Here is a 26,941-nt window from a genome sequence, read left to right on the forward strand (position 1 = left end):
CCGCGCGCTTCGGGCGAAGATGAAGGCATGTCCGACGTCCGACTGATCGACCAACTGGACACCATCGCTGCCACGGCGTGGGATGGACTGCACGACGGCACCAATCCGTTCGTCGCGCACGCCTTCCTGTCAGGGCTGGAGACGCATGGCTGCCTGCGGCCCGAATGGGGCTGGACGCCACGCCACCTGACCCTGTGGCGCGATGGCGCCCTGGTGGCCGCCGCGCCGGGCTACCTCAAGCACAACTCGCACGGCGAATTCGTGTTCGACCACGCCTGGGCCCATGCGTATGCGCAACACGGCCTGGAGTACTTCCCCAAGCAGCTGTGCGCGGTGCCCTACTCGCCCGTGACCGGCCCGCGCCTGCTTGCCGCTACCGGCGGCGAACGCCAAGCACTGCTGGCAGCCATGGTTGCGACGGCGTCAGATGCGGGGCTTTCGTCGGCGCACGTCAATTTCCACACGGCAGCCGAAGACAGCGGCTTCGGTGAAGACTGGCTTCCCCGGGTCGACGTGCAATACCAGTGGCACAACGACGCGGGCTGGCGTGACTTCGCCGATTACCTGGACGCGTTCGACCACCGGCACCGCAAGAACATCCGGCAGGAGCGTGCGAAGGTCGCCCGCGCCGGGATCGGGTACCGGGTAGTCGACGGTAGTGACGCGACGCCGGCCGACCTGGCGACGATGCATCGTTTCTACCGGCAGACCTTCGCCGAATACGGCAACCACCCGGCGCTGACGCTGGCATTCCTGGACCACCTGGCCGAGACCATGCCCCGGTCGCTGGTACTGGTGATCGCCGAGCGGGCCAACGGCGCGGCAGTGGCCGGGGCGCTTTGCCTGCGCGGTCGCGACACGCTGTACGGGCGTTACTGGGGCGCCACCGAGACGATCCCCGGCCTGCACTTCGAGACCTGCTACTACCAGGGCATCGAGTACTGCCTGCGCAACGGGCTGTCGCGATTCGAGCCCGGCGCGCAGGGCGAGCACAAGCTGGCGCGGGGGTTCCTGCCGCGCACGGTCCGCAGCCGCCACTGGATCGCGCACCCCGCCTTCCGGGAGGCCCTGCGCACCTGGTGCACGGACGAAGCCGAGGCGGTTCGCCGCTACTCGCAGACCCTCGCGTCGCGTTCGCCGTTCAAGTCCACCCCATCCACCCGGGCGCGCAGCGATGCCGATCCGCCTGCCTGAGCTGCCCGCGGATCCGGACGGGCCATTCCCGGACCCGCGTACTGCGCTGCGCAAACCCGACGGGCTGCTGGCGATGGGCGGTGACCTGACAGTGACGCGGCTGCTAAACGCCTACGCGCACGGGGTGTTTCCCTGGTATTCCGACGGCCAGCCGCTGCTGTGGTGGTCGCCCGACCCCCGGACCGTGTTCCGAACCGAGGGTGTCCGCCTGTCGACCCGGATGCGGCGCACGTTGCGCCGGTCGGGCTGGACCGTCCAAGCGGACACCGACTTTGAACGGGTCATCGATGCCTGCGCCTCGATCCCCCGGGACGGCCAACCCGGCACGTGGATCACGCCGGCGATGCGCGCGGCCTACCTGCGGCTGCACCAGCTTGGCCACGCGCACTCGGTGGAGGTGCGTGAAGGCGACAGGCTCGTCGGTGGGCTGTACGGGGTGGCCATCGGGCGCATGTTCTTTGGCGAGAGCATGTTCAGCGCCGCGTCCGGCGGATCCAAGGTGGCGTTGGCAGGCCTGTGCCGCCGGCTGGCCGAGTGGGAGTGGCCGCTGCTCGACGCCCAGGTCGAGAATCCGCACCTGCTCACCCTGGGGGCGGAGTCGTGGCCACGTGAGCGGTTCCTGCAGGCGATCGCACCGCTGGTCGCGACGCAGGAGTCTTTCGATTGGCGGACCCGGTTCGGCGTGCTGCCCGCCCGGGCGTTGGCCTGAATGCCTGTGTTCCCGGCTTTTGCCTGATCGGCCACATCGTGGCAGAATGCCCGGCTTCGCGGCCGCGTTTCGCGCCGCCTGACCGCAGCAACCAGGAAACACATGGCAAAAGACGACGTGATCGAATTCGAGGGCACGGTGGCGGAAACACTTCCGAACACCATGTTCCGTGTGCGCCTCGAAAACGGGCACGAAATCATTGCCCACATCTCGGGGAGGATGCGCAAGAACTACATCCGCATCCTCACCGGCGACAAGGTCAAGGTGGAAATGACCCCGTACGATCTGACCAAGGGACGCATCACCTACCGCATGAAGTAATCGCGGTAAGTTACTGAAAGAAAAGGCGGCCATTGGCCGCCTTTCTTCGTTCCCGGCTTGTGCATGCCTACACGGTGGCCGGCAGCAGCCGCTCGGGTTCGGCCTGCGCGTCGACCACCAGCTCGCCGTCCTTGACGTCGATGGTCACGCGACCACCGCCGACCAGTTTGCCAAACAGCAGCTCGTCGGCCAGCGGTCGCTTGATCCGGTCCTGGATCACCCGCGCCATCGGCCGCGCACCCATCATCGGGTCGAAGCCGTGCTGGGCCAGCCAATCGCGCGCCTCCGTCGTGGCGCTCATGGCGACGTCCTTCTCGTGCAACTGGGCCTCGAGCTCGATCAGGAACTTGTCGACCACCCGCAGGATGTGCTCGAAGCCGAGCGCCTGGAACTGCACCACCGCGTCCAGTCGGTTGCGGAACTCGGGGGCGAAGCCCTTGCGGATCACTTCCATCGCATCGGTGCTGTGGTCCTGCTTGGTGAAGCCGATCGAGCGGCGCGACGCCTGGGCCGCGCCGGCGTTGGTGGTCATCACCAGGATCACGTTACGGAAGTTGGCCTCCCGCCCATTGGTGTCGGTCAGGGTGCCGCGGTCCATCACCTGCAGCAGGATGTTGAAGATGTCCGGGTGGGCCTTCTCGACCTCGTCAAGCAAGAGCACGCAATGCGGCGTCTTGACGATCTTCTCGGTCAGCAGGCCGCCCTGGTCGAAGCCAACGTAGCCCGGAGGCGCGCCGATGAGGCGGCTGACCGAGTGCGGCTCCATGTATTCGGACATGTCGAATCGCACCAGCTCGATGCCAAGTTGCAGCGCGAGCTGGCGGGTCACCTCGGTCTTGCCGACACCGGTCGGACCGGCAAACAGGAAGTTGCCGATCGGCTTGTCGGGGTTGCCCAGGCCCGAGCGGGACAGCTTGATCGCCGACGCCAGGGACTCGATCGCCGGGTCCTGCCCGAAGATCACCATCTTGAGGTTGCGCTCGAGGTTGCGGAGCACGTCCTTGTCGGTCGCCGAAACCTGCTTGGCCGGGATCCGCGCCATCTTGGCAACGATCGTCTCGATCTCCTCGACGTCGATGTTGGCCTTGCGCACGTCCATCGGCAGCAGCCGCTGGCGCGCGCCGGCCTCGTCGATCACGTCGATGGCCTTGTCCGGCAGCAACCGGTCGCCGATGTGCTTGACCGACAGGTCCACCGCCGCCTGCAAGGCGTCGTCGGCATAGGTGACGCCATGGTGGGCCTCGTACTTGGGCCGCAGGCCCTGCAGGATCTCGAACGCTTCGCCCACGGTCGGCTCGATGATGTCGATCTTCTGGAAGCGCCGCGCCAGCGCCCGGTCCTTCTCGAAGATGCCGCGGTATTCCTGGAACGTGGTCGAACCGATGCAGCGCAGATCGCCGGACGACAGCGCGGGCTTGATCAGGTTGCTGGCATCCATCGTCCCACCCGACGCCGAGCCGGCGCCGATGATGGTGTGGATCTCGTCGATGAACAGCACCGCGCCCTCGATCTTCTTCATCTGGGCGAGCACCGCCTTGAGGCGTTTCTCGAAGTCGCCGCGGTACTTGGTCCCGGCCACCAGCGCGCCCAGGTCGAGCGCGTAGATGGTCGCGTCCTCCAGGACCTCGGGCACCTCGCCATCGACGATGCGCTTGGCCAGGCCCTCGGCGATCGCGGTCTTGCCCACGCCGGCCTCGCCAACGTAGAGCGGGTTGTTCTTGCGGCGGCGGCAGAGCACCTGGATGGTCCGCTCGACCTCTTCGGCGCGACCGACCAACGGGTCGATCTTCCCGTCGCGTGCCAGCTGGTTCAGGTTGACCGCGAACTCCTCCAGCGCGTCGGCCTTGCCCTCCTCGCCATCCACCGCCGGCGCGTCGGACTCGGCCGGGTGCGCCTCGCCCTCGCCCTGCTTGGCGATGCCGTGGGACAGGAAATTCACCACGTCCAACCGGGCGATGTCCTGCTGGTTGAGGTAATAGACGGCGTGGGAGTCCTTTTCGCCGAAGATCGCCACCAGCACGTTGGCGCCGGTGACCTCCTTCTTGCCGGAGGATTGCACGTGGTAGACCGCGCGCTGCAGCACGCGCTGGAAGCCCAGGGTCGGCTGGGTGTCGCGGTCGATGTCATCGGGCAGCACCGATACCGACGTGGCGATGGCCTGCTCGAGGTCGCCACGCAGGCGAGGGAAATCGGCGCTGCAGGCCTTGAGCACGGTCTCGGCCGAGGGGTTGTCGAGCAGCGCGAGCAGCAGATGCTCGACGGTCATGTACTCATGGCGCTCCTCGCGGGCGCGCTTGTAGCACTGGCCGATGCTGAACTCCAGGTCCTTGCTGAACATTGGAAAGCCTCTGAAAGCTGTTGCGGTCCTAGATGGGGGTGCCCGCATGCTTTTCCATGTCACCCCAGCGCGGTGGAAGGGTCACGATGCGGCCGGTTCCGCTTCCATTTATCCAACGAACGATGCGGTGCCTGCAGGCCTCCCGGTCACGCTTTTTCCATCGTGCACAACAAGGGATGCTGGTTCAGTCGCGAGAACTCGTTGACCTGTGCCACCTTCGATTCGGCCACTTCCCGCGTGAAAACCCCGCATACGCCCCTGCCCCGCGTGTGCACGTGGAGCATGATCTGGGTGGCCTTCTCGGCGGTCATCGGGAAAAACCGCATCAGCACCTCGACGACGAAATCCATCGGGGTGTAGTCGTCGTTGAGCAGCAGCACGGAATACAACGGCGGGCGCGCGACTTCGGGCTTGCTGGTCTCGACCAGGGCACCGTGGTGGTGGTCGTGTTCGGGCGATCTTGGCATCGGTGGATTATAGGTCGCCCGGCCGCCGGAGCGATGGACGGCGACACGGTGGGATCGGCAGAATGAACGCCTCAATCGGGGGATCCGCCAATGAAGATGCTGCCTGTCATCCTGCTACTCACCACCGCGCTCGCCGCCGGCGCCGCGGCTGCCGAAGCCGACCCTGCCGTCGCCAGCCAGCTCGACGCGCTCGGTACGAGCTACGAGATCGACGAGGACGGCGACTACATGATGGTGTTCGAGGCCGGCGAAGGCCGCAGCCAGCTCGTGTACATCCGGTCCCCCATCTACGAGTACGGCGCCCACACGATCCGCGAAATCTGGTCGCCGGCATACCGCGCCGAGAACGGCGCGTTCCCGGCATTGGTCGCCAACCACCTGCTCGAGGCCAGCAACGACACCAAGCTCGGCGCCTGGACCAAGCAGGGCGAGTACGCGGTATTCGTCGTCAAGGTCTCGGGCGATGCGAGCAACGAGGAGATCCGCGACGCGATGACCGCCGCCAGCGAGGCCGCCGACGAGATGGAAATCGAACTCACCGGCGGCGGGGACGACTTCTGAGGTGACCTATCGCGAAGGCCGCTTCTGGCAACCCGACGTCACCGTGGCGACCGTAGTCGTGCGCGACGGGCGGTTGCTGATGGTCGAGGAGATGGCCAGCGGCCGGCAGGTCCTGAACCAGCCCGCCGGCCACCTGGAGCCCGACGAGAGCCTGCACGACGCCGCCCTGCGCGAGACGCTCGAGGAAACCGGCTGGCACGTGCGGCTGACGGCGTTCATCGGCGCCTACCAGTGGAAGTCTCCGGACCAGGTCGATCGGCCGGGGCGCCACTACCTGCGCTTCGCGTTCTCGGCCGAGCCGGTGAGCCATGACCCCGACCGGGCGCTGGACACCGGCATCATCCAGGCGCAGTGGATGAGCCCGGCCGACCTGCTGGATGCCTCGGCACGCCACCGCAGCCCGCTGGTGTGGGACACGGTGGCCGATTACCTCGGCGGTCGCCGCTACCCGCTCGACCTCGCCCGGCAGCTGGCATGAGCACGCCGGCAAGGACCGGCACCGGCAATGGTGCGCGGACCATCGTCGGGCTGTCGGGTGGTGTCGACTCGTCGGTCGCGGCACTGCTGCTTCGCGACGCCGGCGAACCGGTCGCCGGGCTGTTCATGCAGAACTGGGCCGACGACGGCAGCGGCGACTGCCGCGCCGAGGACGACCGCCGCGACGCGGTCGCCGTGGCCGGGCGCCTGGGCATCCCGATCCATTTCCGCGACTTCTCCGGCGAGTACTGGAGCGGCGTGTTCGAACACTTCCTGGCCGAGTACGCCGCCGGCCGTACGCCCAACCCGGACGTACTCTGCAACCGCGAGATCAAGTTCAAGCACTTCCTCGACGCGGCCCGCGAACTGGGCGCGGAGGCCATCGCAACCGGGCACTACGCCCGCGTGGCGCACCAGCGCGGCCACTGGCGGCTCCTGAGGGGGGTCGACCGCGGCAAGGACCAGAGCTACTTCCTGCACCAGCTCGGACAGGCACAGTTGTCGGCCACCCGATTTCCGCTCGGCGAGCTGCCAAAGGAGCAGGTCCGACGCATCGCCCGCGAGGCCGGGCTCCCGACGGCGGAGAAGAAGGACTCCACCGGCATCTGCTTCATCGGAGAGCGCGATTTCCGCGAGTTCCTCGGCCGCTACCTGCCCGCGCGCCAGGGCGAGATGCGAACGCCCGACGGCCAGCAGGTGGGTGAGCATCCGGGCGTGTTCTATTTCACCTTGGGGCAGCGCGAGGGGCTCCACCTGGGTGGGGTTCGCGGATTTGCCGCCGCACCTTGGTACGTCGTCGGCAAGGACGTCGCCACCAACACGCTGTACGTTGACCAGGGCAGCGACAGCCCCTACCTCCAGTCCACGCGGCTGCGGACGGAGGTGGCCCACTGGGTCGCCGGAAGCGTCTTGGGCGAGGGCTTCACTTGTACCGCCCAGACCCGGTACCGCCAGGCCGACGAGCCCTGCGAGGTCACCGTCGGCGACGACGGGACGCTGGAAGTCCGCTTCGACCGGCCCCAACGTGCAGTGACACCCGGCCAGTCGCTGGTGCTCTACGACGGCGACGAATGCCTCGGCGGCGCCGTGATCGCCGCCACAGACGCTCCACTCGAACAACGCCTCAAGGGCCAGATGCCATGACCGATTCCGCCGATCCGATTTCCGACCGCGTGCTCGCCCTGGCCGGGCTGGTCCAGGCATTGGCACAGGTGCGGCGCATCGCCGACACCGGACAGGCCAACGAAAGCGTGCTCGCGACGTCTCTCGACTCGATCTTCCGGATCGACGCCGAGTCGCCGGCCGCCGTCTATGGCAGCCGCGCCAACCTGCGCCCGGGCCTGACCCTGCTGCGCGACTACTTCGGCAACCGCGCCCGTGACGAGCAGCTCCCCCGCCTTGCCCTGGCGGTGATGCAACTCGAGCGCCGGTTCGTGCGCGACGACGAGATTGCCGACAAAGTGGTCCGGGGCATCAACGCCCAGGCCGCCACCGCCGAGGCGTCCGGGAGCACCCATCCCGACGTGCTCGCAGGGCTTGGCGCGCTGTACGCCGACACCCTGAGCCACCTGCGCCCCCGCGTGCTGGTGCAGGGCAACCCGCACTACCTGGGGCAGGCCTCGGTGGTCGCCGAGGTCCGCGCCGTGCTTCTTGCGGCGGTGCGTTCGGCGGTGCTGTGGCGCCAGCTGGGCGGCAGCCTGTGGGACTTCCTGCTGCGCCGCAAGGCCATGCTCGAGGCGGTCGAAGCGCAACTGCGCTGAGCCTCGAGGAAGCGGCCGGCGGACGCTGCGTTGCGGCAGGGAAACACTGAATCCGGCATAATTACGGGGTTCAAACGCGGTGTCCCGCAGCCCTCCCGCGTCCTTCCCCTCGCTGCCCCCAGCCACGGAGCTCCAAATGGCCGACTCCTTCGCCACCCGCGCGCAACTCGACGTCAACGGCAAGTCCTACACGTATTTCAGCCTGCCGACCTTGGGCAAGCGCTTCGACCTGGGCAAGCTGCCCTACTCGATGAAGATCCTGCTCGAGAACCTGCTCCGCCACGAGGACGGCGGCATGACGGTCGGCAAGGAGCACATCGAGGCGGTCGCTCAGTGGGACGCGAAGGCCGAGCCCGACACCGAGATCGCCTTCATGCCGGCCCGCGTGGTGCTGCAGGACTTCACCGGCGTGCCCTGCGTGGTCGACCTGGCGGCGATGCGCGACGCGGTGAGCCGGCTGGGCGGCAACGCCGGACAGATCAACCCGCTGATCCCGTCCGAACTGGTGATCGACCACTCGGTGCAGGTCGACGTGTTCGGCCGTCCGGATGCGCTGGACCTCAACGGCAAGATCGAGTTCGAGCGCAACGCAGAGCGCTACAGCTTCCTGCGCTGGGGCCAGAAGGCACTGGAAAACTTCAAGGTGGTGCCGCCCAACACCGGCATCGTCCACCAGGTCAACCTGGAAAACCTCGCCCGCGTGGTGATGGAGCGCGAGGTGGACGGCACTTTGCTGGCGTTCCCGGACACCGTGTTCGGCACTGACAGCCACACCACGATGATCAACGGCATCGGCGTGCTTGGCTGGGGCGTGGGCGGCATCGAGGCCGAGGCCGCGATGTTGGGCCAGCCGTCGTCGATGCTGATCCCGCAGGTAGTCGGCTTCAAGCTGAGCGGCAAGCTGCCCGAGGGCGCCACCGCCACCGACCTGGTACTGACGGTCACCCAGATGCTGCGCAAGTACGGCGTGGTCGGCAAGTTCGTGGAGTTCTTCGGTGACGGCCTCCAGCACCTGCCGCTGGCCGACCGCGCGACGATCGCCAACATGGCGCCCGAGTACGGCGCAACCTGCGGCATCTTCCCGGTCGATTCGGAGGCGGTGCGCTACCTGCGCCTGTCCGGCCGCAGCGAAGAGCAAATCGCGCTGGTGGAGGCCTACGCCAAGGCCCAGGGCATGTGGCATGAACCGGGCGCGCCGGAAGCGACCTACTCCGCCACGCTCGAACTGGACATGGGCGACGTCAAGCCCTCGCTTGCCGGCCCCAAGCGTCCGCAGGACCGCGTGCTCCTGTCGGACATGAAGTCCAACTTCCGCGAGAACGTGGGCCCGCTGGTCGCCCACCGCGCCGAGCCGACCGACCGCCAGATCCAGCGGTTCGAGAAGGAAGGCGGTGGCCAGCCGCAGGCCGAGCGCCTGGCGGCCAAGCCGGTCTGCTCCCGCATCAACATCAAGGACCAGGATGTCGAGTTGCGCGACGGCTCGGTGGTGATCGCCGCGATCACGTCCTGCACCAACACCTCCAACCCGGCGGTGATGCTGGGCGCCGGCCTGCTGGCCCGCAAGGCCGCCGCCAAGGGCCTGACGTCGGCCCCGTGGGTCAAGCCATCGCTCGGCCCGGGTTCGCGCGTGGTCACCGACTACCTGCAGAAGGCCGGCGTACTGGCCGACCTTGAGACCCTCGGCTTCTACGTGGTCGGCTACGGCTGCACCACGTGCATCGGCAACTCCGGCCCGCTGCCCGAGGCGGTGTCCAAGGGCATTGCCGAGAATGATCTCGCGGTCGCCTCGGTGCTGTCGGGCAACCGCAACTTCGAGGGCCGCGTGCACTCGGAAGTGAAGATGAACTACCTCGCCTCGCCGCCGCTGGTGGTGGCCTACGCCATCGCCGGCACGGTCGACATCGACCTGACCACCGAGCCGCTGGGCAAGGACCGCGACGGCAACGACGTATACCTGCGCGACATCTGGCCGACCAACAAGGAGATCGGCGACACCATCGCCGCGACCGTTGGCCCCGAACTGTTCGCGCAGAACTACGCCGACGTGTTCAAGGGCGACAGCCGCTGGAACCAGATCGAGTCGCCGGAAGGCGAGTCGTTCGAGTGGGACGAGGCGTCCACCTACATCAAGAACCCGCCGTACTTCGACGGCATGACGATGGAGGTCGGTGCGATCGAGGACGTACGCGGTGCGCGCGTGATGGGCCTGTTCGGCGACTCGATCACCACCGACCACATCTCCCCGGCCGGAAACATCAAGAAGGATTCGCCGGCGGGCCGCTTCCTGCAGTCGCGTGGCGTGCAGCCGGCCGATTTCAACAGCTACGGCAGCCGTCGCGGCAACGATGACGTGATGGTCCGCGGCACGTTCGCCAACATCCGCATCAAGAACCTGATGATGGGTGGCGAGGAAGGCGGCAACACGCTGTACTTCGCGAAGGACGGCGGCGCCGGCGAGCGCATGTCGATCTACGACGCGGCGATGAAGTACAAGGCCGAAGGTACCCCGCTGGTGGTGTTCGCCGGCAAGGAATACGGCACCGGCTCGTCGCGCGACTGGGCGGCCAAGGGCACCAACCTGCTCGGCGTCAAAGCGGTCGTGGCCGAGAGCTTCGAGCGCATCCATCGCTCCAACCTGGTGGGCATGGGCGTGCTGCCGCTGCAGTTCCTGGCCGGCGAGAATGCGCAGACCCACGGGCTGGACGGCTCGGAGACGATCGACGTGGTCGGCCTGCAGGACGGCGCGGCCAAGCGTGCGACGGTCGTGGCCCGCAAGGCCGACGGCACTGAAAAGCGCTTCGAGGTCCACGTGATGCTGCTGACGCCCAAGGAAGTGGAGTACTTCCGCCACGGCGGGATCCTGCACTACGTGCTGCGCCAGCTGGCGGCGAAGAAAGCCGCCTGATCGGCATTGCCAGAATGTGGCACCGGAACGGGCGGCCCAGGCCGCCTGTTTCCGTTTTCGGTTTTCCGTTTCCCGGACCGCGCCCAGGCGCGCGCCAGCCGATGTGACTGCTCAGGGGCCGGGAGTCCACTCCGCGCTGACCAGCCGCCAGTCCCCTTCCTCGACCCGCCAGGCCGTGCTCACGTTGTAGATGCTGGCCGCATCCGGCAAGGCGCGGCCCGCCCCGCCAGTCACCACGGCGGTGAAGTCGACGGTGGCGTACCCGTCGCTCATCGCGACATCCAGTGGTCCGGGCCGGACCCCGGTTTCGCGATGCCGCAGGAACATCACCGCGGCCATGCGGCGAGCGCCGTCACGGTCGAGCCCGTCGGGGCCGATGAAGTCCTCGGCCAGCGCGCCTTCCACCGCCGACGCGTCGCGTTGCTCGATCGCCGTCCGCAACCCGCCCACCGCGTCGCGCAGTTCCGCTTCGCCGGGTTCGCCTGCGCATCCGGCCAGCAGCAGCCCCGTCAGCAGCACCCGCCATGCCCGTGGTTTGTTCGCCATCAATCCCCTTCCTTTCGCGCGCCGCGGCGCCTCCGCCACGCCCCGCCAAGTTCTTGCCAGCCCATGGGGGCTATGCTCCAATCGACCGGACCATACTTGCACGCATCGACGGTGCGCCTGCAAGCCGGAACAAGAATAAAGACAGCAGGGGGAATGCAATGACCGCGGAACGTCCATGGCTTGAACAGTATCCGGCGGGTGTCCCTGCTCAGATCGACGTCGACGAGTTCGCCTCCGTCGTCGCGGTACTGGAAAGTGCGATCGACAACTTCCGCGACCGTCCGGCGTTCTCCAGCCTCGGCAAGACCCTGACCTACGGCGAGATCGACGAGCTCAGCGCCCGCTTCGCCGCCTACCTGCTGGGTGAGCTCGGCCTCAAGAAGGGCGATCGCGTCGCGATCATGATGCCCAACTGCCTGCAGTATCCGATCGCCACCTTCGGCGTGCTGCGTGCCGGCATGACGGTGGTCAACACCAACCCGATGTACACCCCGCGCGAACTCAAGCACCAGCTGGTCGACTCCGGCACCAGCGTGATCCTCGTGCTCGACAACTTCGCCCATACCGTGCAGCAGGTGCTTGCCGACACGCCGGTCAAGAAGGTGATCACCACCGGGCTCGGCGACATGCTGGGCTTCCCGAAGGGCGCGGTCGTCAACTTCGTGCTCAAGCACATCAAGAAGATGGTGCCGCCGTATTCCATCCCCGGCGCGGTGCGCTTCCGCGACACGCTCGAGGCCGGCAGCCGGCACGCGCTGCCGAAGGTGGAAGTCACCAGCGACGACATCGCCTTCCTGCAGTACACCGGTGGCACCACCGGCGTGGCCAAGGGCGCGATGCTGACCCATCGCAACCTGGTCGCCAACATGCAGCAGGCCGCTGCCTGGGTGGGCACCAATGTGCGTCCGGGCCACGAGGTGATCATCACCGCGCTGCCGCTGTACCACATCTTCGCGTTGACGGCGAACGGCCTGGTCTTCATGAAGTTCGGTGGCCTCAACCACATGATCACCAACCCGCGCGACATGCCGGGCTTCGTGAAGGAGCTCAAGGGCGTCAAGTTCACCGCCATCACCGGCGTCAACACGCTGTTCAACGGACTGTTGAACACCCCCGGTTTCGATGAGGTGGACTTCTCCTCGCTGCACCTGACCCTGGGTGGCGGCATGGCCGTGCAACGTTCGGTGGCCGAGCGCTGGAAGAAGGCGACCGGCTGCACGCTGGTAGAGGCGTACGGCCTGACGGAGACCTCGCCGGCCGCCTGCATCAACCCGATGGACCTGGCCGAGTACAACGGTTCGATCGGCCTGCCGATTCCCTCGACCGACGCCTGCATCAAGGACGAGGACGGCAACCTGTTGCCGGTCGGCGAGGTGGGCGAGCTGTGCATCAAGGGCCCGCAGGTGATGAAGGGCTACTGGCAGCGTCCAGGTGAGACCGCCGAGGCGATCGATGCCGACGGCTGGCTGCACACCGGCGACATGGCAAGGATGGACGAGCAGGGCTTCTTCTACATCGTCGACCGCAAGAAGGACATGATCCTGGTGTCGGGCTTCAACGTGTACCCGAACGAGATCGAGGATGTCATCGCGATGATGCCCGAGGTGCTCGAGGTGGCCGCGGTGGGCGTGCCTGACGAGAAGTCGGGCGAAGCGGTCAAGGTGGTGATCGTTAAGAAGGACCAGTCGCTCACCGCCGAGCAGGTCCTCCAGCACGCGCGGGCCAACCTGACCGGCTACAAGCGGCCCCACTTCGTCGAGTTCCGCTCGGAGCTGCCCAAGACCAACGTTGGCAAGATCCTGCGTCGCGAGCTGCGCGACGAAGCCACGCCAGGCTGACCGCCGGGGCCTCCGCCCCACCCGCGAACGCCCCGGAAGGCCCCTCTCGAGGGGCCTTTCCCATTTCCATACGCGGGGCAATGGTTTTCGCGATGCAGGTGTAGCATCGATTTCCGTGGGCTCCATCACCTCGCCCCGCAGCCCACCTCGCATGCGGGCGACCAGCCGAGGACGCAACATGAGCATGACGGAGAAACTCCCGCGCGGAGGCGCACGTTCCACATTGCGGGTCGAATCCGACCTGCATGGCGATACCCATTGGCTGTACATGCACGCCGACGCCGGGAGTGGCGTGCGGCCCTGCTTCCGCACCGAGCTCATGGACGAGATGTGGGGTTACCTGTCGGCGGTCACACTGCCCCCCGGCGCACGCCAACCCGGGCGCCTCAGGCACGTCGTGGTTGCGTCCGACGCGCCGGCCTTCAACCTGGGAGGCGACCTGGCGTTGTTCGCCGCGCTCATCCGGGACAAGCGGAGCGACTTGCTGCTCGACTACGCGCGCCGCTGCATCGACGGCGTCCACCACCTGCACGGCGGCCTTGGCGGCGATGTACGCACCATCGCGCTGGTGCAGGGCGACGCCCTGGGCGGCGGCATGGAACTGGCGCTGGCCTGCCACACGATCGTCGCCGAGGAAGGCGTCGATATGGGGCTGCCCGAGGTGCTGTTCGGGCTGTTCCCGGGCATGGGCGCCTATTCGTTCCTGTGCAAACGCGTCCCGCCGCAACTGGCCGAGAAGCTCATACTCGACGGCAACATCCGCAGCAGCGACGAGCTCTACCGGCTTGGCGTCGTGGATGTGCTTGTGCCCAGGGGTGGCGGCGAAGCGGCCGTGCGTGACCTGATCCGCCAACAACAACGCGCACCCAACGCGCATCTGGCGTTGAATGCCGCGCGTGCCATCGCGCAGCCGGTGAGCCACGAGGAGCTGATGGCGATCACCGAGGTGTGGGTCGACGCCGCGCTCGCGCTCGGGGACAAGTCGTTGCGGATGATGGACCGGATCGTGCGCGCCCAGAGTCGGCGATCCGGCGCCCACTGAGCGCTCGGACACCGGCCCGGACAGGGAAGATCAGGGGGACCGCTCGCCGTCGCGAGGCGTGCGGGCCTGCTGGCGGGACTCAAGTGCGCGGCGCCCTTGTGCCAAGTGCTCACCCAGCAGGCCCAGTTGCTGTCGCCAGTCTCGCGACAGTTGCCAGTCGGCCATCGCCATGGCGTCGCCCGCCGCGGTCGCGGCACCGACCAGGCCCAGATTGCCCGCTACGCCCTTGAGGGCATGCGCCTGCTCGCGCGCGATGGTCCAGTCCGCGCCCTCGGAGGCGCGCGCGAAGGCCGTCAGGCAGGCTTCGGCGTCGCGCAGGCACTGCGTCACGAACTTGCGCTCGAACTCGATGCCCAGGCCGAGGGACTGGAACTCGTCCAGGACCCCCGGATCGAAAACGCCATCCGACGAGGCACGCGGCGCGCGCGGTTCCGGCGCGCCGGCGGCCGTGCCCACGCGCACGCCGGAAGCCACCTCGGCCAGCGTGTCGAGGAGTCGTGTCGCAGAGACCGGCTTGGCCAGGAAGGCGCGAGCACCGGCCTGTTCGCAGGCCTGGATGGACTGCGGGGTCACGTCGGCGCTGAGCACGAGCACTGGCGTTCGGGTGGCGCCGCCCGCCTCCATCACCCGCAGTTGCCGGAGCATGTCGAGCCCGCTCAACCCCGGCATGTGCAGGTCGACCACGACCGCGTCGTAGTCAGTCGTTTCCAGCGCGGCGAGCACCTCCTCGCCCCCCTCGACGCACACCACACGGTGGCCGGCCTTCTGCAGCAACCGCTGCAGCACCATGCGATTGGCTGCATGGTCGTCCGCCACCAGGATGCCGAGGCTGCGAACCCGGAGACGATGGCGGAGGAACGGGTCGGCAAACGCAATGACGTTTTCCGCCTGCGCAGAAGGCTCCGGATCGACCGGTGCAGCGCTCCGCCCGGCGTCCGCCATGGGGGGCGCTGCCACCGCGCCCTGTTCGCGGGCCTCGACGACGTCGAAAGGCAACTCGACCCAGAAGCGGCTGCCGCGGTGCTCGGTACTCTCGAACCCGATGTTGCCGCCCATTGCCTCGGTCAGGCCCTTTGCGATGGTGGTGCCCAGGCCGGTGCCGCCGTGACGGCGCGAGAGGCCGGCATCGGCCTGCTCGAACGCCTCGAACAGGCGCTGGCGCACGGCCATCGGGATGCCGATTCCGGTGTCGGTGACGGTGAAGCGCAGCATCGCCCTCCCGTTGGTCACCGGGCCGGGCTCGACCTCAAGATGGACAGAGCCGCTCTCGGTGAATTTGACCGCGTTCCCGGCCAGGTTGATCAGCACCTGGCGCAGGTAGCCGGCATCGCCGCGCACCAGCTCGGGCACCCCGGACGATACCGTGGCCTGGTAGTGCAGATGCTTGGCACGCGCCTGCGGCTGGAGGATCAGGCCGATGCCGTCGACCAGCTCGCGGGGCGAGAACTCCACGCGCGCCAGCTTGACCTTGCCGGCCTCGATCGCGGCGATGTCGAGCACGTCCTCGACCAGTGACAGCAGGCTTCGGGTGGATGCCTGGATGGTCGCCAGGCACTCGCGTTGCTCGTCATCCAGCCGGGTGGTCGCCAGCACCTCGGACATGCCCGCCAGGCCGTTCAGCGGGGTGCGGAACTCGTGGCTCATGTTGGCGAGGAAGCGGCTCTTCGCCTCGTTGGCGCGGCGCGCCTCCTCGGTGGCGGCGGTCAGGGCCCGGAGCAATCCGGAGAGGTACAGGGGAATGGCGACCAGTCCCAGCCACAGTCCGATGCCCAGGCTCAGGTTGGCCTGCCAGTAGCCACTGCCGACCAGTACGCTGCCAAACGCGACGCACGCCGCGGTAATCGCCGCGGCCAGGTAGCGGTTGCCGAACCGCAGGCCGTTGCCGACCGTGACCCACATGATGATCACGTACACCCAGGCCAGCGGTTCGCCCATGCGGATCATGGCGGCGGCCATCAGCCCGTAGTCGGCGGCCATGCCGATGGCGCGGCGAACGTGGGACTTCCCCGGCAGGAAGGCGATCCAGCCCAGCAGGACCATGCCCACCACGAAGCCCATCTCGACCATCGTGAGCACGGCGGTGTACGCGCTCGGGTCGAGCGACCCGCCGGCGCCGCGCAGCAACAGGTACACCAGCACCACGGTGAGCACCAGGATCCGTACCGTGGCCTGGCCGTGTTCGCTGTCCGGCCGCTGTGAGAAGCGGGCCATCAGGCGGGCCAGCAGGCGGGGCAACGGTCGCGAAACCGGGTGCTTCATGTCGGCTACTCCATGCCGGTGCGGGGGGTTGTCCCGGGAAACTGCCTGCAGATCTCCTCCAGCCGCTCGCGCGACTGGACCAGGGCGGACACGCACACCGGGTCGAACAGGCGCCCGGACTGCTCCTGCAGGTACGCCAGCGCGTCCGCCAGGCTCCACGCCGGCTTGTACGGTCGCGGAGAGATGAGCGCGTCGAGCACGTCCGCGACTGCAACGATACGCGCCTCGATCGGGATGTCCTCGCCACGCAACCCGTCGGGGTAGCCACTGCCGTCGAACCGCTCGTGGTGGCGCAGCGCGATCACCGAAGCGGTCTGCACGAAGCGGTTGTGGCTCCCGCCCAGCAGCTTGTGGCCGATGCGCGGGTGGCTGCGCATGATCCGGGCCTCGTCGTCGTCCAGCGGACCGGCCTTGAGCAGCACCGAGTCCGGGATCGCGATCTTGCCGATGTCGTGCAGCGGCGCGGCCATCTCGACCAGCCGTACCTCGTCCTCGAACAGACCGACCCGCTCGGCGATGAGGCCGGCCACGCGCGCCATGCGTTCCAGCGATGCGCTGGTGCCCGAATCGCGGTATTCGATCGCAAGCGCGAGGCGCGACAGGGTCTCGCGCTCACGCTGCTCCACCTCGTGCATGCTCGCCAGCAGCCGCTGTTCAAGGGACAGGGCCCGTTGTTTGACGTTCTCGGACTGCTGCCGCAGTTGCAGCAGGTTGCGGCAACGCGCCCGCAGCTCCCGCGGCCGCACCGGCTTGACCAGGAAGTCGATGACGCCCGCATCCAGCGCAGCCTGCCGGACCGGCTCATCGCCGACCACGGTCACCAGGATGATCGGGATGTCGCGCCTGACCGGCACCCGCCTGAAGCGGCGTGCGAACTCGAGCCCGTCCATCCCCGGCATGCGGTAGTCCAGCAGCAGCAGGTCGGGCTGGTTGGCCTCGCACCAGTCGAGCGCGCAATCGGGCTCGCCGAAGTCATGCACCGCCAGCTGCGGGGCGATGTCCTCGATGATGTGCCTGAGCATCGTCCGGGCGGACGTCTGGTCATCAACGATTACGACGTTCATCAGGACCTTCCCACCGGACTACCTCCCCGCAATGGCCCGAGGATACCGCCCTCAGCCCGCGCCGTGCTCGGGACGCATGTACGGAAAGAGCAACACGTCGCGGATCGAGGCAGACCCCGTCAGCATCATCACCAGCCGGTCGATGCCCACGCCTAGGCCGCCGGTCGGCGGCAGGCCGACCTCCAGGGCACGGATGTAGTCCGCGTCGAAGTGCATGGCCTCGTCGTCGCCGCCCTCCTTCGCGTCAACCTGGGCCTGGAAGCGCGCGGCCTGGTCTTCAGGGTCATTGAGCTCGGAGAACCCGTTGGCCAGCTCCTTGCCGCCGATGAAGAGCTCGAACCGGTCGGTGAGTTCCGGGTCGTGGTCGCTGGCACGGGCCAAAGGGCTCACCTCGACCGGGTGGTCGGTGATGAACGTCGGCTGCACCAGGTTGTCCTCTACTGTCTTCTCGAAGATCTCCAGCAGCAGCTTGCCCCAGCCGTAGCCGGGCTTGACCGGGATCTTCAGGCGCTCGCAGTGGGCGCGCATCCTGTCCAGGTCACGCAGGTCGTCACGGGCGATCCCGGGGTTGTGCTCGAGGACCGCGTCGGTCATCGACCAGCGGCGGAAGGGCGGGCCCAGGTCGATCGACTGGCCGTCCCACTCGACCGCGGTGCTTCCGATCACCGACACCGCGATGTCGCGGATCATGCCCTCGGTCAGGTCCATCACCTCGTTGTAGGTGGCGTAGGCCTCGTACAGCTCGAGCATCGTGAACTCGGGATTGTGCCGGGTGGACACGCCCTCGTTCCGGAAGTTGCGGTTGATCTCGTAGACCCGCTCCAGCCCGCCGACGACCAGCCGCTTGAGGTACAGCTCCGGCGCGACCCGCAGGTACAGCTGCAGGTCCAGCGCGTTGTGGTGGGTGGTGAACGGCTTGGCCGTCGCGCCGCCGGGGATGTAATGCATCATCGGCGTTTCGACCTCGAGGAAGCGGCGCGTGTCCAGCCACTCGCGCATCGCGCGGATGATACGGCTGCGCTTGACGAACACCTCGCGCGCCTCCGGCGAGACGATGAGGTCGACGTACCGCTGGCGGTAACGCTGCTCCACGTCCGCCAGGCCGTGGAACTTGTCCGGCAGCGGGCGCAACGACTTGGTCAGCAGGCGCAGCTGGTCGACCTTCACCGACAGCTCGCCGGTGCGGGTCCGGGTCAGGGTGCCGGTGGCACCGACGATGTCGCCGACGTCCCAGCCCTTGAACGCGGTGTAGGTATCGCCCAGTGCGTTGGCCTGCAGGAACAACTGGATGCGGCCGGACTCGTCCTGGACCTGCACGAAGCTGGCCTTGCCCATCACCCGCTTGAGCAGGATGCGTCCGGCGAGGGCGACCTGGCGGTCCGCGCCTTCCAGTGCCTCGGCGGTCCACCGCTCGGCGTCGGCGTACTCGGCCTGCAGGTCGCCGGCATAGTCGCCGCGGCGGAAGTCGTTGGGGAACGCCACGCCCTGCCCGCGCAACGCCTTGAGTTTGGTGCGACGCTCGGCGATCAGGCGGTTCTCGTCCTGGGCTTGGTCGTCTGCGGCGGTCGGCGGCGTGTTGTCGGTCATGGCGGTGTCAGTCAGGGCGATGGACGTTCGCAGGAGCGACGTCAGTCGCGATCGGGGGGCATCGTGATGTCGTCGGGTCGCGACTTGCGTCGCTCCCGCAACGGCGTGGCGGTCAGGTCGCGTCGGCGCGTTTGGCACCGACTTCCAGGCCGGACTTGAGGCTGGCTTCGACGAACTCGTCGAGGTCGCCGTCGAGCACCTTCTGGGTGTCGGACCGCTCGATACCGGTGCGCAGGTCCTTGATCCGGCTCTGGTCCAGCACGTAGTTGCGGATCTGGCTGCCCCAGCCGATGTCGGACTTGGTCGCCTCGACCGCGTCACGCTCGGCGTTGCGCTTCTGGATCTCCAGCTCGTACAGCTTGGCGGCCAGCATCTTCATCGCGCGATCGCGGTTGGCGTGCTGGCTGCGTTCGGTCTGGCACGCCACCACGATGCCGGACGGGACGTGCGTGATGCGCACCGCCGACTCGGTCTTGTTGACGTGCTGGCCACCCGCGCCGGACGAGCGGTACACGTCGGTCTTGAGGTCGGCGGGGTTGATCTCGATGTCGATCTTGTCGTCCACCTCGGGCGAGACGAACACCGACGTGAAGCTGGTATGGCGCCGGTTGTCTGAATCGAACGGCGACTTGCGCACCAGCCGGTGCACGCCGGTCTCGGTCTTCAGCCAGCCGTAGGCAAAGTCGCCCTCGACCCGGAAGGTCGCCGACTTGATGCCAGCGACGTCGCCGCCGGAGACCTCCATGAGCTCGGCTTTCCAGCCGCGCGACTCGCACCAGCGCAGGTACATGCGCAGCAGCATCTCGGCCCAGTCCTGCGCCTCGGTGCCGCCGGCGCCGGCCTGGATATCGACGAACGCGGGCGCGCCGTCCATCTGGCCGGAGAACATGCGCTGGAACTCGAGCTTGTCGACCTCCTTCGCGAAACCCTCGACATCGTCGACCACGGACTGCGCGGTGGACTCGTCGTCCTCCATCTCGGCCAGTTCCAGCAGTTCGCTGGCGCCGGACAGTCCCTCGGTCAGGCCGGTAATGCCACGCACCACTTTCTCGAGCGAGGCGCGCTCGCGACCGAGCGCCTGCGCGCGCTCTGCGTCGTTCCACACATCGGGGCTTTCCAGCTCCCGCTCTACTTCTTCAAGACGTTCGACCTTGAGGTCGAAGTCAAAGATACCCCCTGAGCGCATCCAGCCGACCGGTCAGGTCGGCGATGCGCTGGCGGACGGGATTGAGTTCAAGCATGTCGGTTCCGTGTCCGTGGTTGCTGCGGAAAATGACCGGCAATTCTAGCAGGCAGGGCCTGCCGCATCGCGGGTCCGTCGCATCGGTGCGGACCGGCTTCAGGCAGGCTCGCGGTGGATCACCACCAGCTGGACGGCATCACCGCCGCGGTAGTCGTCCGGCTCCAGCCGGAACGCCAAACGCACGCGCGGCGACGGCTCGCATTCGTCCCAGCCGCCGAAATGGATGGCGTTCAAGCGCCGACCGGCGTAGCCGAGTTCCAATTTGAGGTGTCGCTGGCCGACCACGCGCCAGCCCAGCACGTCGAACTCCCCGTCGAACTGCGGCTCGGGGAACCCCTGTCCCCACGGCCCGCCATCACGAAGCGATTCGGCAATGTCACGGCGGAACTCGTCTCCGGACAGCTCGCCGTCGCTGAGGATCTCGGCGCGCAGCAGGTCATCGGTAAGGCGTTCGGTCGCGCAGGCGAGGAATGCCTCTTCGAACGCGGGAAGGCGTTCCGCCGGCAGGCTGAGGCCGGCGGCCATCGCGTGGCCACCGAAGCGCTCGATCAGGCCGGGATGGCGGGCATCGACCATCGCCAGCGCATCGCGGATGTGGAAGCCGGGCACCGAGCGGGCCGAGCCACGCAGCACCGCGCCGCCGGGTTCGGCCGGCGCGAAGGCGATGACCGGGCGGTGAAGTCGGTCCTTCATCTTCGACGCAACCAGCCCGACCACGCCGGGATGCCAGTCCGGATCGTGCAGGCACAGCGCCAGCGGCAGGCTGCCTGCGGGGCCGAGGGCGCCCAGCGCGAGGGTCGCAAGCGCCGCCTCGGCCTGTTCGGTCATCTGCTGCTGCACCGCGCGGCGCTCGCCATTGATCGCATCGAGCGTGGCGGCGATGGCCCGCGCCTGCGTGGCGTCGTCGCTCAGCAGGCACTCGATGCCGACCGCCATGTCCTCCAGCCGCCCCGCGGCGTTGAGCCGGGGACCGACCGCGAAACCGATGTCGCTGGCCGACAGCGTGGCCGGGTCGCGCCGGGCGACCTCGATCAACGCCTGGAGTCCTGCGCATCCCTGCCCCATCCGCAACTGGCGCAGGCCGGCCGCCACCAGTGCACGGTTGTTGGCATCCAGCGGCACGAGGTCGGCGACGGTCCCGACCGCGACCAGGTCGAGCAGGCGGCCGAGGTCGGGGCCGTTGCCCTCGACCGCACCGGCGGCCCGCAACCGCTGGCGCAGTGCGAGCAGCACGTAGAACACCACGCCCACGCCAGCCATGACCTTGCTGGGGAACTCGCAGCCGGGCTGGTTCGGGTCGACGATGACGTCGGCCGGTGGAAGGGTCTGGCCCGGCAGGTGGTGGTCGGTGACCAGCACGGTCCAGCCGCGCCCTTTCGCGGCGGCGATGCCCGCATGGCAGGCAATGCCGTGGTCGACCGTCACCAGCAGGTCGGGTTGCAGCCCCGCCAGGTCCTCGACCAGGGCCGGGGACAGGCCGTAGCCGTGCACCGCCCGGTCTGGCACCGCGTGCGAGACGCGGCGTGCGCCCAACATCCGCAGGCCCCGCACCGCGACCGCGCAGGCGGTGGCCCCGTCGCAGTCGAAGTCGCCGACCACGAGGATGTGCCGGTCGGACGCGATTGCTTCGGCCAGCAGTGCGGTGGCCGCGTCGATGCCCTTCATCGTATGGGGTGGCAGCAGCGTCGCCAGGCGGGGCCGGGCCTGGTCGATGCCGGCGGCGCCGCGGGCGCAATAGATACGCCGCAGCAGTTCGGGCACTTGTTCGGGCCATTGGCCGGTCGAGGTGGCCGGGCGGCGTCGCAGCACAGGTGCCGGCAGGCTCACTCCGCGCTTCCGTCGGCGGGCGCCGTAATGAACGAGAGGAGTGGTCGACGCCAGAAGCGCCAGCGGTGCCGTCGGGCCACGTACAGGCCGCCCCTGTCCGGGAATTCGAGCGACACGCTGCGGAGCTGCCCGGCCGCAAGGCTGGACAACGCCGGCGCGAGCCAGTCGCGGTCGAGCTCGCGCAGGTCCCGGCTGCCGCGCAGATCCACCAGTCGGTCGCCGTCTCCGGCCGACCACACCGCCGGCAGTGAAGATGCCGACGCGCCGGCCGCCTGTCCGAACGCCACCAGCGTGTCGTCGACGCTCAGTACCGCATCCAGCGTCGTCCTGATTTGATCGGGCAGCCGGCCCGCACCCCAGAACCACAGCGAGTTCACCGGCGCCAGGCCGGCTGCAGCGCGGCGGGCGTTGTGCGGATGGTTGTGCAGCACGATCTGCGCCTCGCTCAGCAGCGAGCGCCAGCGTCGCCCTTCCGCGCCGGCGGGAAGATGCTCGAACAGGTCCTCGCCCAGTGCCTGTTCGGGCGACACGGTGACCGGCAGCTTGGCCCCGTCGGGCACGCGCAGGTACCAGCGCGCCGGGTGCGGCGCGTCCAGCACGAACCCGGCATCGCCGAACAGCGGGCGCAGCGCGGGCAGCAGCGCCTCCGCGTCGGACCGGTCAAGCGCGAGTGCATCGCCGTGCGACATCAGCCGTGCGCCGTTGATATCGGGCTGGACGAACACCGGGTCCGCCCGCATCCAGAGGCCATTGGCGTCGGCCGCGGCATCACGTTGACGGGTTACCGCTGCCGCGGGCCATCCCCGCGGCAGGACCTCGAAGTACCGCGTCAGCCCGTCACCCGGGGCACCGCTACCCGGGGCGGCAGCGATGCGGTCCGCCCGCCCCAGCCATCGCGCGGTGTCGGGCGACACCCGCTGCCCGCCAAAACGCGCGGCAGGCGGCAGCAGCAGCGTGGCCGACGCCACTAGTCAGCCTTCGTAGCGGACGGCGACGATGTCGTACTCGCGGGTGCCGCCGGGCGCGTCGATGCTGACACTGTCGCCCTCGTGCTTGCCGATGAGCGCGCGGGCGACCGGCGACGAGATCGCGATCAGGCCCTGCTTGATGTCCGCCTCCAGGTCGCCAACGATCTGGTAGGTCTTTTCCTCGTCCGTATCGGCATCGGCCAGCTCCACCGTCGCACCGAACACCACGCGCGTGCCGGCATTGAGCGCGGACACATCGATCACCTGGGCATGGGACAGCTCGGCTTCCAGTTGCTTGATCCGGCCCTCGATGAAGCCCTGCTGCTCCCGCGCGGCGTGGTACTCCGCGTTCTCCTTGAGGTCGCCGTGCGCGCGCGCCTCTGCGATGGCATTGATCACGGCCGGACGCTTGACCGACTTGAGCTCCTCGAGCTCGGCGCGGAGGCGCTGTGCGCCCTTGGTGGTGATGGGTGCTTGCATGGCGGGTCCTGCTGCCGGCACGAGGCCGGCCGAATGTAGGGTGGGACGAGGTAATGCCGGAATTGTGCCCGGCGCTGCGCGATTGGCAACCGGGCCGTCAGGCGGCCCCGTCGATCTCGGCGTGCAGTTCCTGCAGCGACCAGACCGGTCCGGTGCCGCGGAACTCCAGCGACTGCACCAGCGCACGCGCGCCGGCCACGGTCGTCGAGTAGGTCACGCGCTGCTGCAACGCCTCGCGCCGGATCGAGAACGAGTCCGATATCGCCTGCCGGCCCTCGGTGGTGTTGATGATGTAGGCGATCTCGCCGTTCTTGATGAGGTCGACGATGTGCGGACGGCCCTCGGCCACCTTGTTGACCGCCTGGCACTCCAGGCCCTCGCCACGCAGGAACGCGGCGGTGCCGTGGGTGGCGACCAGCTCGTAGCCCCGCTTGACGAGGTCGCGCGCCACGGGAAGCACGCGCTGCTTGTCCGGATCGCGCACCGACACGAACACCTTGCCGCTGTCGGGCACGGCCTTGATGCCACCGGCTTCCTGCGCGCGCGCCATCGCCGCACCGAAGCTGCGGCCCACGCCCATGACCTCGCCGGTGGACCGCATCTCCGGCCCGAGGATCGGATCGACGCCCTGGAACTTGGCGAACGGGAAGATCGCCTCCTTCACGGAGTAGTACTCGGGTACCACTTCGCGGGTGGCCCCCTGCTCGGCCAGCGTCTTGCCCGCCATGCAGCGCGCCGCGATCTTCGCCAGTGGCATCCCGGTCGCCTTGGACACGAACGGCACGGTGCGCGAGGCCCGCGGGTTCACTTCCAGCAGGTAGATGGTGTCCTCACCATCGGGCTGGTCGCTCACGGTGACGGCGAACTGGGTGTTCATCAGGCCGACGACGTCGAGCGCCTTGGCCAGCGCGGTCACCTGCTCGCGCAGGCGCGCCTGGGTGGCTGGCTTGAGCGAATACGGCGGCAGCGAGCACGACGAGTCACCGGAGTGGACGCCGGCCTCCTCGATGTGCTCCATCACGCCACCGATCAGCACGTTACCCTCCCGGTCGGCGATGACGTCCACATCCACCTCGACTGCGTTGTCGAGGAAGCGGTCCAGCAGCACCGGCGACTTCTCCGACACACGCACCGCCTCGCGGATGTAGCGCTCCAGGTCGGCATCCGAATGCACCACTTCCATCGCGCGTCCGCCCAGCACGTAGCTGGGACGCACGACCAGCGGGTAGCCGACCTCGCGGGCCAGCGCCACGGCTTCCTCGGCCTTGCGGGCGATGCGGTTGGGCGGCTGCTTCAGGCCCAGGTCTTCGACGAGTTTCTGGAAGCGCTCGCGGTCCTCGGCCAGGTCGATGCTGTCGGGGCTGGTACCGATGATCGGCACGCCCGCAGCCTCCAGCGCCTGGGCGAGCTTGAGCGGAGTCTGGCCGCCGTACTGGACGATCACGCCCTTGGGCTTCTCCAGCTCGCAGATCTCGAGCACGTCCTCGAGCGTCAAGGGCTCGAAGTACAGGCGGTCGGAAGTGTCGTAGTCGGTCGACACGGTCTCGGGGTTGCAGTTGACCATGATGGTCTCGAACCCGTCCTCGCGCAGCGCCAAGGCGGCATGCACGCAGCAGTAGTCGAACTCGATGCCCTGCCCGATCCGGTTCGGACCGCCACCGAGCACGATGATCTTGTCGCGGTCGGACGGGTTGGCCTCGCACTCGTCCTCGTAGGTCGAGTACATGTAGGCGGTGGTTGTGGCGAACTCGGCTGCGCAGGAGTCCACCCGCTTGTAGACCGGGCGCACACCGAAGGCGTGGCGCAGGGTCCGCACGGCAGTTTCGTCGGTGCCGGTCAGCTGCGCGATGCGGGCGTCGGAGAAGCCCATGCGCTTGAGGGCGCGCATCCGCCGTGCGTCGAGCGCGGCCAGGCCGCCTTCGGCGATCTGCGCCTCGGCGGCGATGATTTCCACGATCTGGTCGAGGAACCACGGGTCCACGAACGACAGCGCATGCACGTCCTCCACGCTCATCCCCGCGCGGAACGCGTCGCCGATGTAGAAGATCCGCTCGGGGCCGGGCTCCTTGACCTCGCGGCGCAGGTTGACCAGCCCTTCCTCGCTGGACAGGTCGAGCCCGGTGGGATCGAGACCGACCTTGCCGGTCTCCAGGCCGCGCAGGGCTTTCTGCAGCGACTCCTGGAACGTGCGACCCATCGCCATCACCTCGCCCACCGACTTCATCTGGGTGGTCAGGCGGGAGTCGGCGGCCGGGAATTTCTCGAACGCAAAACGGGGAATCTTGGTGACGACATAGTCGATCGCCGGCTCGAACGAGGCCGGGGTCGCCCCGCCGGTGATCTCGTTGCGCAGCTCGTCGAGGGTGTAGCCGACCGCCAGCTTGGCGGCGATCTTGGCGATCGGGAAGCCGGTGGCCTTCGAGGCCAATGCCGAGGATCGCGACACGCGCGGATTCATCTCGATCACGACCACGCGGCCCGTCTGCGCGTTGATGCCGAACTGGACGTTGGAGCCGCCGGTGTCGACACCGATCTTGCGCAGCACCGCGATGCTTGCGTCGCGCAGGCGCTGGTACTCCTTGTCGGTCAGGGTCTGCGCGGGGGCGACGGTGATCGAGTCGCCGGTGTGCACGCCCATCGCGTCGAAGTTCTCGATCGAGCAGACGATGATGCAGTTGTCCGCGGTGTCCCGGACCACCTCCATCTCGAACTCCTTCCACCCGAGCACCGACTCCTCCACCAGCACCTCGCTGGTCGGCGAAAGCTCGAGGCCACGCTTGACGATCTCCTCGAACTCTTCCTTGTTGTAGGCGATGCCACCGCCGCTGCCACCCAGGGTGAAACTGGGGCGGATGATGGTCGGGTAGCCGACCGTGGCCTGGATCTCGATCGCCTGCTCGAAGGTCCTGGCGACGGCCGCCTTCGGGCACTCCAGACCAATCTCGGCCATCGCGACGCGGAACAGCTCTCGGTCCTCGGCCATCCGGATCGCATCGCGCGACGCACCGATCAGCTCGACGCCGTACTTCTCCAGCACGCCGTGGTCAGCCAGGTCGAGCGCGCAGTTGAGCGCGGTCTGGCCACCCATGGTGGGCAGCAGCGCGTCGGGCTTTTCCTTGGCGATGATCTTCTCGACCGTCTGCCAGTTGATCGGCTCGATGTAGACGGCGTCGGCCATCTCCGGGTCGGTCATGATCGTGGCCGGATTGCTGTTGACCAGCACCACCCGGTACCCCTCGTCGCGCAGGGCCTTGCAGGCCTGTGCGCCGGAATAGTCGAACTCGCAGGCCTGGCCGATGACGATCGGGCCGGCGCCGATGATCAGGACGGTCTTGATGTCGGTGCGCTTGGGCAT

The 26,941-nt window shown here is 68.1% G+C and carries 21 protein-coding genes; 10 read left to right on the forward strand and 11 right to left on the reverse strand.

The window, feature by feature from the left end; translation table 11 throughout:
• Positions 1–27 precede the first annotated feature (27 nt).
• The 3 genes from KOD61_RS07015 (at position 28) to infA (ending at position 2,224) form a co-directional block, all read left to right on the forward strand.
• The gene (locus KOD61_RS07015) at positions 28–1,194 is read left to right on the forward strand and encodes a GNAT family N-acetyltransferase (protein WP_215218017.1); all 1,167 of its coding nucleotides are present in this window, start codon (positions 28–30) and stop codon (positions 1,192–1,194) included.
• Positions 1,175–1,903, forward strand: coding sequence for a leucyl/phenylalanyl-tRNA--protein transferase (gene aat / locus KOD61_RS07020; protein WP_215218018.1), 729 nt, complete (start codon positions 1,175–1,177; stop codon positions 1,901–1,903). Before KOD61_RS07015 ends, aat begins: the two co-directional genes overlap by 20 nt.
• A gap of 102 nt (positions 1,904–2,005) precedes the next feature.
• Positions 2,006–2,224 carry a translation initiation factor IF-1 gene (gene infA, locus KOD61_RS07025; RefSeq protein WP_031372296.1) on the forward strand — a complete coding sequence of 73 codons (219 nt, stop codon included), beginning with the start codon at positions 2,006–2,008 and terminating at the stop codon, positions 2,222–2,224.
• Between the two features lie 67 nt (positions 2,225–2,291).
• Here infA and clpA read toward each other — a convergent pair whose 3' ends face one another.
• Both clpA and clpS read right to left on the reverse strand, forming a co-directional pair.
• Entirely contained in the window at positions 2,292–4,562 is a 2,271-nt protein-coding gene (gene clpA / locus KOD61_RS07030; protein ID WP_215218019.1) for an ATP-dependent Clp protease ATP-binding subunit ClpA, read from the reverse strand.
• A 146-nt stretch (positions 4,563–4,708) separates the two neighbouring features.
• On the reverse strand, positions 4,709–5,029 hold the full coding sequence (gene clpS / locus KOD61_RS07035; RefSeq protein WP_215218020.1) for an ATP-dependent Clp protease adapter ClpS: 321 nt from the start codon (positions 5,027–5,029) through the stop codon (positions 4,709–4,711).
• A 90-nt stretch (positions 5,030–5,119) separates the two neighbouring features.
• On the opposite strand from clpS, the gene KOD61_RS07040 reads away from it, so the two are divergent.
• The 5 genes from KOD61_RS07040 (at position 5,120) to acnA (ending at position 10,732) form a co-directional block, all read left to right on the forward strand.
• On the forward strand, positions 5,120–5,590 hold the full coding sequence (locus tag KOD61_RS07040) for a hypothetical protein (RefSeq protein WP_215218021.1): 471 nt from the start codon (positions 5,120–5,122) through the stop codon (positions 5,588–5,590).
• Between the two features lies 1 nt (position 5,591).
• Positions 5,592–6,068: an NUDIX hydrolase gene (locus tag KOD61_RS07045; RefSeq protein ID WP_215218022.1), complete on the forward strand. Its 477-nt coding sequence runs from the start codon at positions 5,592–5,594 to the stop codon at positions 6,066–6,068.
• Entirely contained in the window at positions 6,065–7,210 is a 1,146-nt protein-coding gene (gene mnmA / locus KOD61_RS07050) for a tRNA 2-thiouridine(34) synthase MnmA (RefSeq protein ID WP_215218023.1), read from the forward strand. The genes KOD61_RS07045 and mnmA overlap by 4 nt, the downstream gene beginning before the upstream one ends.
• On the forward strand, positions 7,207–7,827 hold the full coding sequence (hflD, locus tag KOD61_RS07055; RefSeq protein ID WP_215218024.1) for a high frequency lysogenization protein HflD: 621 nt from the start codon (positions 7,207–7,209) through the stop codon (positions 7,825–7,827). Before mnmA ends, hflD begins: the two co-directional genes overlap by 4 nt.
• A gap of 136 nt (positions 7,828–7,963) precedes the next feature.
• Positions 7,964–10,732 (forward strand): aconitate hydratase AcnA, encoded by a 2,769-nt coding sequence (gene acnA, locus KOD61_RS07060; protein WP_215218025.1) that lies wholly within the window; start codon positions 7,964–7,966, stop codon positions 10,730–10,732.
• 111 nt (positions 10,733–10,843) lie between these two features.
• On the opposite strand, the gene KOD61_RS07065 is transcribed toward acnA, so the two are convergent.
• A complete protein-coding gene (locus KOD61_RS07065) occupies positions 10,844–11,278 on the reverse strand; it encodes a nuclear transport factor 2 family protein (protein WP_215218026.1) in 435 nt (144 codons plus the stop codon).
• 158 nt (positions 11,279–11,436) lie between these two features.
• On the opposite strand from KOD61_RS07065, the gene KOD61_RS07070 reads away from it, so the two are divergent.
• Together KOD61_RS07070 and KOD61_RS07075 are read left to right on the forward strand one after the other, a co-directional pair.
• Positions 11,437–13,116 carry a long-chain fatty acid--CoA ligase gene (locus KOD61_RS07070; protein WP_215218027.1) on the forward strand — a complete coding sequence of 560 codons (1,680 nt, stop codon included), beginning with the start codon at positions 11,437–11,439 and terminating at the stop codon, positions 13,114–13,116.
• A 178-nt stretch (positions 13,117–13,294) separates the two neighbouring features.
• On the forward strand, positions 13,295–14,158 hold the full coding sequence (locus tag KOD61_RS07075; protein ID WP_215218028.1) for a crotonase/enoyl-CoA hydratase family protein: 864 nt from the start codon (positions 13,295–13,297) through the stop codon (positions 14,156–14,158).
• Positions 14,159–14,188: 30 nt separating this feature from the next.
• On the opposite strand, the gene KOD61_RS07080 is transcribed toward KOD61_RS07075, so the two are convergent.
• From KOD61_RS07080 to carB, 8 genes are all read right to left on the reverse strand, one after another.
• Entirely contained in the window at positions 14,189–16,417 is a 2,229-nt protein-coding gene (locus KOD61_RS07080; protein ID WP_215218029.1) for an ATP-binding protein, read from the reverse strand.
• Positions 16,418–16,422: 5 nt separating this feature from the next.
• Positions 16,423–17,481, reverse strand: coding sequence for a response regulator (locus KOD61_RS07085; RefSeq protein ID WP_215218030.1), 1,059 nt, complete (start codon positions 17,479–17,481; stop codon positions 16,423–16,425).
• 51 nt (positions 17,482–17,532) lie between these two features.
• Positions 17,533–19,068, reverse strand: coding sequence for a lysine--tRNA ligase (lysS, locus tag KOD61_RS07090; protein WP_215218031.1), 1,536 nt, complete (start codon positions 19,066–19,068; stop codon positions 17,533–17,535).
• Between the two features lie 112 nt (positions 19,069–19,180).
• Positions 19,181–20,309, reverse strand: a protein-coding gene (gene prfB, locus KOD61_RS07095) for a peptide chain release factor 2 (RefSeq protein WP_215218032.1) whose coding sequence is annotated in 2 segments (ribosomal slippage) — positions 19,181–20,233 and positions 20,235–20,309 — 1,128 coding nt in all. Because the reading frame shifts where the segments join, the coding sequence is not laid out codon by codon here.
• A 98-nt stretch (positions 20,310–20,407) separates the two neighbouring features.
• Positions 20,408–22,138, reverse strand: coding sequence for a single-stranded-DNA-specific exonuclease RecJ (gene recJ, locus KOD61_RS07100; RefSeq protein WP_215218033.1), 1,731 nt, complete (start codon positions 22,136–22,138; stop codon positions 20,408–20,410).
• Positions 22,135–23,106, reverse strand: coding sequence for a phosphoglycerate mutase (locus KOD61_RS07105; protein WP_215218034.1), 972 nt, complete (start codon positions 23,104–23,106; stop codon positions 22,135–22,137). Before KOD61_RS07105 ends, recJ begins: the two co-directional genes overlap by 4 nt.
• Before the next feature lie 3 nt (positions 23,107–23,109).
• Entirely contained in the window at positions 23,110–23,586 is a 477-nt protein-coding gene (gene greA, locus KOD61_RS07110) for a transcription elongation factor GreA (RefSeq protein WP_215218035.1), read from the reverse strand.
• A gap of 97 nt (positions 23,587–23,683) precedes the next feature.
• Positions 23,684–26,941, reverse strand: a complete 3,258-nt coding sequence (carB, locus tag KOD61_RS07115; protein WP_215218036.1) for a carbamoyl-phosphate synthase large subunit — start codon at positions 26,939–26,941, stop codon at positions 23,684–23,686.

Origin of the sequence: Lysobacter luteus, assembly GCF_907164845.1 — a bacterium.
Classification (GTDB): domain Bacteria; phylum Pseudomonadota; class Gammaproteobacteria; order Xanthomonadales; family Xanthomonadaceae; genus Novilysobacter; species Novilysobacter luteus.